This window comes from Streptomyces sp. 150FB, assembly GCF_000818195.1.
In the GTDB taxonomy this organism is placed as follows: Bacteria; Actinomycetota; Actinomycetes; order Streptomycetales; family Streptomycetaceae; genus Streptomyces.
This window is the reverse complement of the sequence record NZ_JTHL01000001.1, coordinates 5217941-5227828: the sequence shown is the minus strand read 5'-3', so window position 1 is coordinate 5227828 and position 9888 is coordinate 5217941. Positions and strand designations below refer to the sequence as shown.

The window sequence follows — 9888 nt, the reverse complement described above, 5'->3', positions numbered from 1 at the left end:
GGGCGGCCCCGCCGTCGGCCGTGCGCGGCAATCCGACGGGCGCCGGCGACTCGCTCGTGGCCGGGCTGCTCTCCGGGCTGGTGGAGGGACTTCCGTGGCCGGCGGTCCTGGCGAGGGCGGTGGCCCTGGCCAACGCGACGGTGCTGGCCCCGGCGGCGGGCGAGTTCGACCCGGTCACGTACGGCGAACTGCTGCCGCGCGTCACGGTGACGGAGCAGCCGGCGAGCTGAGGCCCACCGGGGGCCCGGGGGGGGTGGGTGAGCGACTGGCGGGGCTCCGGACGGAAGCGGACAATTGGCTTATGGCCTTGCGGCCGCTCGTCCCACGGGCGGTTTCCGCGCGGACACCGTCAGTGGAAGCGTCCGTGTATCCGAGGTAATCGAGGTAACGGAGGCTCGCACGATGCCCCGCACCCAGACCCAGCAGCTTGCCCGGCACCTCACTGAAGGCTGGCCGAGCGCACCCCTGGAGGACTGGGCCGAGACCAGAGCCACTCTGCACATGTGGGCCGAGATCGTGGGCAAGGTCCGGCTGGCGCTGGCGCCGATGGTCAACCACTGGTGGCAGGTGCCGCTGTATGTGTCGACGCGGGGGCTGACCACCTCGGCCATCCCCTACGGGGCCGGCACCTTCGAGATGGAGTTCGACTTCTGCGACCACCATCTGCACGTGCGCTCCAGCGACGGCAGGGAGCGCCGGGTGGCGTTGGAACCGAAGTCCGTGGCCGCGTTCTACCACGAGACCCTGACCGCGCTCGACGCACTCGGCATCGAGGTGACGCTCTGGCCGACCCCGGTCGAGGTCGACTCACCCGTGCCGTTTCCCGAGGACACCGAGCACGCCTCGTACCAGCCGGAGCCCGTCCACCGCTTCTGGGTACAGCTCACCTCGGTGCAGCGGGTGATGACGGAGTTCCGTTCCCGGTTCGTCGGGAAGGTCAGCCCCGTGCACTTCTTCTGGGGCGCGATGGACCTCACCGTCACCCGGTTCTCCGGGCGGCCGGCGCCGCCACATCCGGGAGGCACACCGAACCTCGCCGACCGGGTCACGGCCGAGGCCTACTCGCACGAGGTGTCCAGTTGCGGTTTCTGGCCCGGCGGGTCGGCCGAGGGCACGTTCTACTCGTACGCCTACCCGGAGCCCCCGGGCTACGCCCAGTACCCGGTGCGGCCCGCGGCGGCGGCCTACAACCCGGACGGCGGCGAGTTCCTGCTCCCCTACGAGGCCGTGCGCACCGCCGACGACCCGGACCGGGAACTGATGGAGTTCCTGCGGAGCACGTACGAGGCCGCGGCCGAGCGCGCGGGGTGGGACCGCGACGCCCTGGAAATCCGTACGGAGCCGCGCGCGGCACCCCGCTGACCGAAGCACCGACGAAGCACCGGCGAAGCACCGGCCGGTCCGGCCGGTTCCATCCGCGAGGGAGACACCGGCATGGCTGAGCAGAACTCCGATCCGAGCGCGCTGGTCGAAGGGCTGGCGTGCGCTTCGCTGGTGGATGCGATGGGCCGCGTCCACGGGCACCGGGCACACATCCTGAGCCTGGTCAGTCCCACTCCCGGACGGTCCCTGTTCGGCCCGGCCGTCACGATCGCCTACCTGCCGGCACGCGACGACTTCACCGAGACCAATCAGTTGGGCTTCGGGGGATGGTTCTACCGCGCCGTCGGGGACGCCCCGCGTGGCAGGGTGCTCGTGCTGTCCAGCGGCGGCTACCCGGACGCCTCGCACGGCGGCGGCACCAAGCTGTCCCGCGTACAGACCAACGGCCTGGCCGGGGTGCTCACCGACAGCCGGCTGCGTGACTTCGGCGAACTCGCCTCGTACGACTTCGCGGCCTGGTGCGCGGGAGAGGCCACCCACTGGGGCGGCGACACCGTGACCCCGTCGGCGGCGAATGTCCCCGTCGAGGTCGGCGGCGTCCGCGTCACGCCCGGCGACTACATCTACGCCGACAGCTCCGGCGCCGTCGTCATCCCCGCCCACAGCCTGCCCGACGTCGCGGCCGAAGCCCGCCGCATCGACGCGGACGACCGGGCCGACCTCTCCCAGATCCGTACGGAGGACCCCCGGCGGATGCGCACCGGCGACCAGCGCGCCACTGAGAAATAGCCTGAGCGGAATTCATCGGCGGCACCGGACCGGCCCGTCGCTCGGCTGTCCGAGTGGCCTTGCCGGGCCGTCAAGCCGCTTGGGTCACCCTGCTCGGCCGGGCACCGCACGATGGGCAGCGTCGTCAACGCGTCGGCCTCGGTACGCCGTCGCCCGGGAGGACCCTGTGGTTACCACGCCCGTCACAGCCGGCCCGCCACCGGCGCGCTACGACGACCTGCGCGCACTCGTGCTGAACTGCACGCTCAAGCGGTCCCCGGAGCTCAGCCACACCCAGGGACTGATCGACCGCAGCGCCCGCATCATGGAGGCGCAGGGCGTCCAGGTCGACATCGTCCGGCCGGTGGACCATCCGATCGCCACCGGTGTCTGGCCGGACATGACCGACCACGGCTGGGAACGCGACGCCTGGCCGGAGATCTACGAGCAGGTCATGGGCGCCGACATCCTCGTCCTGGCCGGCCCCATCTGGCTCGGCGACAACAGTTCGGTCACCAAGCGCGTCATCGAGCGGCTCTACGCCTGCTCCAGCGCTCTCAACAGCGAGGGCCAGTACGCCTATTACGGGCGGGTCGGCGGGTGCCTGATCACGGGCAACGAGGACGGCGCCAAGCACTGCTCCATGAACGTCCTCTACAGCCTTCAGCACCTCGGCTACACCATCCCGCCGCAGGCGGACGCGGGCTGGGTCGGCGAGGCCGGCCCCGGGCCCTCGTATCTGGACGCCGGGTCCGGTGGCCCGGAGAACGAGTTCACCTACCGCAACTGCACGTTCATGACGTGGAATCTGCTGCACCTGGCCAGGATGCTCAAGGACGGCGGCGGCATCCCCGCCTACGGCAATCAGCGCGCGGCCTGGGACGCAGGCTGCCGCTACGACTACGAGAATCCCGAGCACCGTTAGCGTTCTGAGCCCTGGCCTCGTGGCGGGCGGGCGTGGTTGCCGCCGGAGCGGCCATCCCCGGACCACGAGAGACAGAACACGGCTGGCTCGCGCCCCGGCAGTCTCGGCACGAGTGCACGGTGGAGCGAGGCGACCGAGGGGGGCCTTCCCCTCGGTCGCCTGCGCCGGCCGGCCGCCCCGGACGGGACTGATAGTGACCTGTGGTCATGCGGTCATGCGACGTCAGCCGTGCTGCTTGGCCCGGCGGCGCCGGTTGAACACCATCGCGCTACCGGCGAAGACGAGTGCGCCCAAACCCGCCACTGCCGCCGGCGCGGCGACTTCCGGCGCGTCGGTGGAGGCCGCCAACTCCGCACCAGCCGCGGCGTGGCCGTCGTGTCCGGCGGCGTGGATCGGGTCCGCCTTGGTGTTCTTGAAGCCCGCCCCGAGCGCCTCGACTTCGGCCGCCGACTGCTCGCCGCCCGCCAGACCGGTGACCTGACCGGTGCCGCCGTCGAAGACGACATCAGCACAGGAGAAGAAGTTCTCCTGGCTGTCCGAGCGGATCCATTGGATGAAGAGCATGTGCTGACCGCTCCGCTGGGGTAACTGAAGGTTCCAGTAGTAATGGCCTCCATCCGTGCCCACACCACCGGACTGCGGAGGGTTGGCCACCGTCTGGAGGTGCTCCAGGTCGCCCCAGGCGAGCGCCGTGCTCGGGCTCCATCCGCTCTTGGTGAGGTACACCTCGAACCTGCCCGGGTGAGCGGCCCAGTTGCTGTACTTGACCTCGATGTTCGCTCCCGAAGTCAGGTGTGTCGTCGGCCAGTCGGCGCGGGCCGCGTTGTATGCCGAGAAGTTGAACGGGCTCCGGTCGCCCGCGCTGCACAGCGTCCCGTCCGGGACGTAACCCGCGCCCCGACCACCGGCGTTGGAGTCCAGAACGGCGAACCAGTTGTACAGCGGGGTGGTGCCGGTCTGCTGGACCGCCTGGGCGCAGGCCGGGTTGGACGGCATCTGGGTCGAGCTGTGCTCGAGCAGGTCCTTGTAGCACAGGTAGGTCCGCGAGCCGGGCATGATGCTGACGCCGTGCGCCGATGCCGGGGTCGGCACGGACAGCACTGCGGCGGCAACGCCCGCGGCCCCGGCAAGGGCCAGCATGCGCCGGACACGGACTGAGCTGATGACCATGAGTCGATCTCCTTCGTAGGGGGTTCTCTCTCAAACGCCGACCGGACCTGCCGGGACTTGTCATGAGCCTCGCCCTGTGCTGCTGGAGCCGACACCGGGAAGAGGGCAGGCCGGAGCAGTCGGGCAGGGGCCCGTGACGCGGATTTGATTGCGTGTTCTGAGTCGTCCCGCACTCGGCGATCGACGGACAGAGGGTCTGGCATGGGGGCCGTTGGGAGCGTTCCCAAATGGCAACGTAGCGCGTACGCGTCAAGTAGTAAACGCCCCCGCAGCCTCCGCCGAGCGTTGGCTTGATCTATCAACTCCGGCTCCAGGCAAGGCTCTTGCCCTTATCTCATTCAGGTCGAGGCATTGACAGCGCTAGGTCAAGACTTAACACTGGGAGCGCTCCCAACGTAAAGAACGTGCAACTGAACCGGGCAAAAAGGACACGACTTCCCTCAAGTAGTGAAGATCCAACTTCCTCCGGAGGTAGTTCGCACATGAAGCCCCTCACCAGCTCAGTCGCATTACCCAATCCACGAGTCCGCCGAGGCTTGGTCGCTCTCAGCGTCGGCGCGACGCTGCTCACCGGCGGCGCCGTCACCGGGCTCACCACCACATCCGCCTCCGCCTCCGCACAGGCCGCTGCCCGTGTGGACAACCCGTACGCGGGTGCCAAGGTGTACGTGAACCCGGAGTGGTCCGCGAAGGCCGCGGCCGAGCCCGGCGGCAGCAGGATCTCGAATCAGCCCACCGCCGTGTGGATCGACAGCATCGCCGCGATCGACGGTGTGGACGGCGGAATGGGCCTGGATGACCATCTCGCCAGGGCCGTCAGCCAGGGCGCGCAGACGATCCAACTGGTCATCTACAACCTGCCCGGCCGTGACTGTTCCGCCCTCGCCTCGAACGGCGAGCTCGGCCCGACGGATCTCCCCAGGTACAAGACCGAGTACATCGACCCGATCGCCGCGATCCTGGCCAAGCCGGCCTACGCCCAGCTACGCATCGTGAACATCGTCGAGATCGACTCGCTGCCGAACCTGGTCACCAACGTCACGCCCCGCCCGACAGCGACGCCGAACTGCGACACGATGAAGGCGAACGGAAACTACGTCAAGGGTGTCGGCTACGCGCTGGCCAAGCTGGGCGCAGTCCCGAACACGTACAACTACCTCGACGCCGGCCACCACGGCTGGATCGGGTGGGACGACAACTTCAACTCCTCAGCAAAGCAGTTGGCCGAAGCCGCGAAGGCCGAGGGCAGCACACAGGCCAACGTGCAGGGCTTCATCGTCAACACCGCGAACTATGGCGCCACGACGGAGCCGTTCTTCAAGATCGGCGACACCGCCAACGACGGTCCGATCCGCGAGAAGTCCAAGTGGATCGACTGGAACCGCTACGTCGACGAACAGTCGTTCGCTCAGGCGTTCCGCACCGAGGTCCAGAAGGAAGGTTTCGCCTCAAACGTCGGCATGCTGATCGACACCTCCCGCAACGGCTGGGGCGGCTCCGCCCGGCCGACCGCCGCGGGCCCGAAGACCACCTCGGACGCGTACGTCAACGGAGGCCGCCTCGACCGCCGGATCCACCTGGGTAACTGGTGCAACCAGAAGGGCGCCGGTCTCGGCGCACGGCCCCAGGCCGCCCCGGCGGCCGGTATCGACGCGTACGTCTGGATCAAGCCCCCGGGTGAGTCGGACGGCGCCAGCAAGGAGATACCGAACGACGAGGGCAAGGGCTTCGACCGGATGTGCGACCCGACGTACACCGGTAACGCTCGCAACGGGAACAGCCTGTCCGGCGCCCTGCCTGACGCGCCGCTCTCCGGCCACTGGTTCTCGGCCCAGTTCCAGGAGCTCATGAAGAACGCCTACCCGGCGCTCTGACCGACGCCCTGAGCAGTTGCGGCATCCGTATCGCCTCGGAACCGAGCAGGTGCCTTCCAAGAGGTCATCTCATGTGGCTGATCAGCGGTAGCGGATAAGGGTTGCGGCGATGCCGGCGAAGGCGAGGAAGTGTTCCACCTCGCCTTCGCAGCGGCGATGGAGACGGCAGCAGCCCGCGAGGCAGGCCATCGAGCGCTCGGCCACCCGACGGTGGCGACCCAGGCGCTCGGAGGACATCCGCAACCGGTTGTGGACCCCGCGCCAGTTGCCGTACTTCTCCGGCAGGTGCACCTACTGCGATTCGGTCCGGAACTTCCACGCGATCGCGTCGATCACCTCACGGTGATATCGCAAGGCGGAGGATCGTCCTCGTACTGGACGTACGGGGACGACTCCGACAACGCGGCAAAATGCCGTACCAGGCGTCCCGGGCCCGCGAAGAGTCCGCCGGACAAGGCCTAGTAGCGGCCTAGTAGTGGTCGACGTGACCGGCCTTCAGCTTGACCTGGTCAAGATTGGCGTCGCACTGGTCGCCCTGCTCGCAGGAGATCTTGATGGTGTTCGATCCCTTGTCGAGCTGGATGTAGTTGTAGGTCAGCGTCCAGCCGTGCTCCCAGTCGCCGTCCTTGGCCTCGGCGTAGTTGTTCATCTTGACGACGTTGGGCGGTGAGTCGTCGACCGTCAGGGTCGCCTTGGCGTCCTTGCCGGGCACTCCGTAGTACGTGAAGAGCGTGTAGTCGCCGCTCTTCGGGACGTCGACGGTCCAGGTCGCCGAGGCGCCGGGTCCGCCGCTCAGCGATACGTACGTACCGTCGGCGCCCTGGGCTCCGGGCACCGTACTGGCCACGGCGGCGGGCGGACCGAGCTGGAGCGTCGCCGCGTCCTCCTTGGGAAGAGGCTTCGCGGGCTTGTCGCCCTTGTCGTCCTTGCCCGCGCCGGCGCTCGGCTGCTGCGCCTGGCCGGCGGTCGGGGCGGTGCTCGGCCCGGCGTCGTCCGTCTTCTTGTCGGAGTTCGTGGTGAGCGCGATCGTGATACCGACGACGACTATGACCACCACGGCCACCGCGCCGATCAGCAGGCCCTTGTTGTTGGGACCGCCGCGTCCGCCGCCGCGCTGGGGCTGGATCGAACGCGTCGTGGCCGACGGCGGGGCCGGGGGCTGGCCGTACTGGCCGGGGGCGCCGGAACCGGGGCCGGGATAGCCGTAACCGCCCTGGCCCTGCTGACCCTGCTGCGGCTGTTGGGACTGCTGCGGCGGCTGGCCGGCGTACTGCTGCTGCCCGTACTGCGGCTGCTGGCCGTACTGCTGCTGCGGAGGCTGTCCGTACTGGCGCTCGCCAACCGTCCTGACCTGGTTGTACGACGTCCTGGGCACGCCGGGCTGCGCGGCCGGTCCGGGATAGCCGTAGCCACCGCCCTGGCCTCGCTGAGCGGCTGCCGCCTGTCCGTCCTCGTACAGATAGCCGAACGGATCGTCGTCCTCGGGCGTGCTCGCGCCGTTGTTCCCGGCCGTCATCCCTGGGTCACTCCTCACCATCTCGCCAGCGTCGCCGACCGGCCGAGCCTACCTTGAATGGACAGGCCCAGATACGGTCTTCGGCAACGGGGGCCGGGGTCCGGCCCGCCTCTGATCACCACGTCGCCGGCCTTGTGGCCGACGGAAGTCCGGGGTCTGGCCAGCCGGTTAACGCCGGACGCCGGACGCGTCCCGGGGCCGTGCCGGCGGGGGGTTGTACGCGCGTCGGCGTGGGGTAGCTCACGCTCACCGCGCTCTCACTCGCTCACTCCGGGTCTCTTGCTCTTCGACGTTCCGGGTCGGCTTTCCGGTTCCGGGTCCTGACATCCCGCGGGGCGCCGCGCGCTTCAGCTCACCCTGCGGTGGACCTTGCTCCGCGAGCGCTTCTCGATGTACATGCGCTGGTCGGCCGACTTGAGTATGTCCGCGACCGACATTCCGCAGGCCGCCCAACTGATGCCGAAGCTCGCCCCCACCTTGACCGCCCTGCCGTCGACCCTGATCGGCGGCAGTATCGCGTTCCGCAGGCGCGCCGAGAGGTCGGCGGCGTCGGCCGAGCCGAGCCCGTCGGCGAGTACGACGAACTCGTCGCCGCCGAGCCGGGCGACGGTGTCGCCGTCGCGTACGCCCGAGGTGAGCCGGTGCGCGACCTCGATGAGGACGGCGTCACCGGTGTTGTGGCCGAAGCGGTCGTTTATCAGCTTGAAGCCGTCGAGGTCGCAGAAGAGGACAGCGAGGCCCTTCGTACCGTCGTCCACGTCGCCGTTGCCGCCCGGCGCGACGATGTGTTGGTGGTCCTGGTGGCCCTGGCGGCCGAGCGGGCCGGGGGCTGTGGCCGGATCGAGGCCGCCGCCGCGGAAGACGAGGCTGCCAGCGTTCTCGTCGTATCCGCCGTAGCCCCGGTAGTCGTCGTAGCTGTCGTAGCCCTCGAAGCCTTCGCGGGTGTCGCGGGCGGGCTCCCGGATGGCGGGGCCCTCGTACCCTCCGTACGCCTTGTCCAGCGCCTGGACGGCGTTCTCGCGGATCGAGTGGGGCCGCGCGCAGACGCGGGCGCTGAGGCGGGTGCGGAGTTCGGCGCTGTTGGGCAGGCCGGTGAGTGCGTCGTGGGAGGCGCGATGGGCGAGCTGGAGCTCGTGGCGCTTGCGCTCCTCTATGTCCTCGACATGGGTGAGCAGGAAGCGGGGGCCGTCCGTGGTGTCGGTGACGACGGAGTTGCGTACGGAGACCCATATGTAGGTGCCGTCGCGGCGGGCGAGCCGCAGCTCGGCGCGGCCGCCCTCGGCGGAGGTACGGAGCAGCGTCCCGATGTCCTCGGGGTGGACGAGGTCCGCGAACGAGAGGTGGCGCATCCCGGAGGCAGGGCGGCTGAGCAGCCGGCACAGCGCGTCGTTGGTGCGCAGCAGCCTGCCGTGCTGGTCGCCGCCCAGCTCGGCGATGGCCATGCCGCTCGGCGCGTACTCGAAGGCCTGGCGGAAGGACTCCTCGCTCGCCCGCAGCGCCTGCTGTTCGCGTTCGAGCCGGACCAGGGCGCGCTGCATATTTGCTCGCAGCCGGGCGTTGCTGATCGCAATCGCGGACTGGGACGCGTACATCTGGAGGGCTTCCTGCCCCCAGGGGCCCGGATGGCGCCCACCGCGCGGCCGGTCGACGGATATCACCCCGAGCAGCTCGCCGTCGCCGCCGGAGGCGTACATCGGGGCGTAGAGGCGGTCCTGCGGGTGCCACTCGTCGGGGAAGCGGGGATCGGGGCCCTCGGTGTACCACTGCGGTACGTCGTCCTCCAGCAGGACCCAGCCCTCGGTGTGCGGTATGAAGCGCAGGGCGCCCCAGGCCTCACCCATCGAGAGCCGGCGTTCCCAGGAGGTGCGTGAGCCCACCCGACCGGTGATCAGGGACTCGGCGGCCTCGCTTCCTGCGAAGGCGGCTATGACGAGATCGCCGTCGGCCTGGACGACGTTGACACACGCGAGTTCGTAGCCGAGGCCGCTGACCACGCCGTCGGCGACGGTTTGCAGGGTGTCGGCGAGGCTACGGGCCGTGTTGAGTTCGGCGACGGCCTGGTGCAATTGACGCAGGGTCGCAAGACGGACGTACGGCTCCGACTCGGTCTCCATCGCTCGCTCTCCCCGAGACCTCGACAGCAACTCCAGGATTCTCATCGGCTCTCGTGTTGCACGGTCATCGCCACTGAATCACAGCGAGCTGCCCACCCGGTACACAGGGTCAACAAATAGTGCCCTCTGTGACTCAAGTCACATTAGATGACGTACAACCTCCCTGGCCTCACGGGAGCGCTCCCAACCCTTCCTGAA

The 9888-nt window shown here is 69.2% G+C and carries 8 protein-coding genes and 1 pseudogene; 5 read left to right on the top strand and 4 right to left on the bottom strand.

Annotation, left to right across the window (positions count from 1 at the left end):
• The 4 genes from QR77_RS48955 to QR77_RS22410 all read left to right on the top strand — a co-directional run.
• Window positions 1-230: PfkB family carbohydrate kinase (locus QR77_RS48955; protein ID WP_040023898.1), on the top strand; the 230-nt coding region annotated here is incomplete at its 5' end.
• A 172-nt stretch (window positions 231-402) separates the two neighbouring features.
• Complete coding sequence (locus tag QR77_RS22420; RefSeq protein WP_052488975.1) at window positions 403-1362, top strand: DUF5996 family protein; 960 nt, start codon at window positions 403-405, stop codon at window positions 1360-1362.
• Between the two features lie 72 nt (window positions 1363-1434).
• Window positions 1435-2112: an RraA family protein gene (locus QR77_RS22415; protein WP_040023896.1), complete on the top strand. Its 678-nt coding sequence runs from the start codon at window positions 1435-1437 to the stop codon at window positions 2110-2112.
• 166 nt (window positions 2113-2278) lie between these two features.
• Entirely contained in the window at window positions 2279-3016 is a 738-nt protein-coding gene (locus QR77_RS22410) for a flavodoxin family protein (protein WP_040023895.1), read from the top strand.
• A gap of 222 nt (window positions 3017-3238) precedes the next feature.
• Here the strand turns inward: QR77_RS22410 and QR77_RS22405 are convergent, their stop codons facing one another.
• The gene (locus tag QR77_RS22405) at window positions 3239-4186 is read right to left on the bottom strand and encodes a lytic polysaccharide monooxygenase (RefSeq protein ID WP_040023894.1); all 948 of its coding nucleotides are present in this window, start codon (window positions 4184-4186) and stop codon (window positions 3239-3241) included.
• A 482-nt stretch (window positions 4187-4668) separates the two neighbouring features.
• Between QR77_RS22405 and QR77_RS22400 the strand changes: the two genes are divergently transcribed.
• Window positions 4669-6060, top strand: coding sequence for a glycoside hydrolase family 6 protein (locus QR77_RS22400; protein WP_078877013.1), 1392 nt, complete (start codon window positions 4669-4671; stop codon window positions 6058-6060).
• 81 nt (window positions 6061-6141) lie between these two features.
• Here the strand turns inward: QR77_RS22400 and QR77_RS22395 are convergent.
• The 3 genes and pseudogenes from QR77_RS22395 to cdgB form a co-directional block, all read right to left on the bottom strand.
• Window positions 6142-6294 (bottom strand): annotated as a pseudogene (locus QR77_RS22395) (IS5/IS1182 family transposase); the annotation flags it as partial.
• 235 nt (window positions 6295-6529) lie between these two features.
• Window positions 6530-7576 (bottom strand): carbohydrate-binding protein, encoded by a 1047-nt coding sequence (locus QR77_RS22390; protein ID WP_040023893.1) that lies wholly within the window; start codon window positions 7574-7576, stop codon window positions 6530-6532.
• A 347-nt stretch (window positions 7577-7923) separates the two neighbouring features.
• On the bottom strand, window positions 7924-9690 hold the full coding sequence (gene cdgB, locus QR77_RS22385; protein WP_040023892.1) for a diguanylate cyclase CdgB: 1767 nt from the start codon (window positions 9688-9690) through the stop codon (window positions 7924-7926).
• Between the last annotated feature and the right edge of the window lie 198 nt (window positions 9691-9888).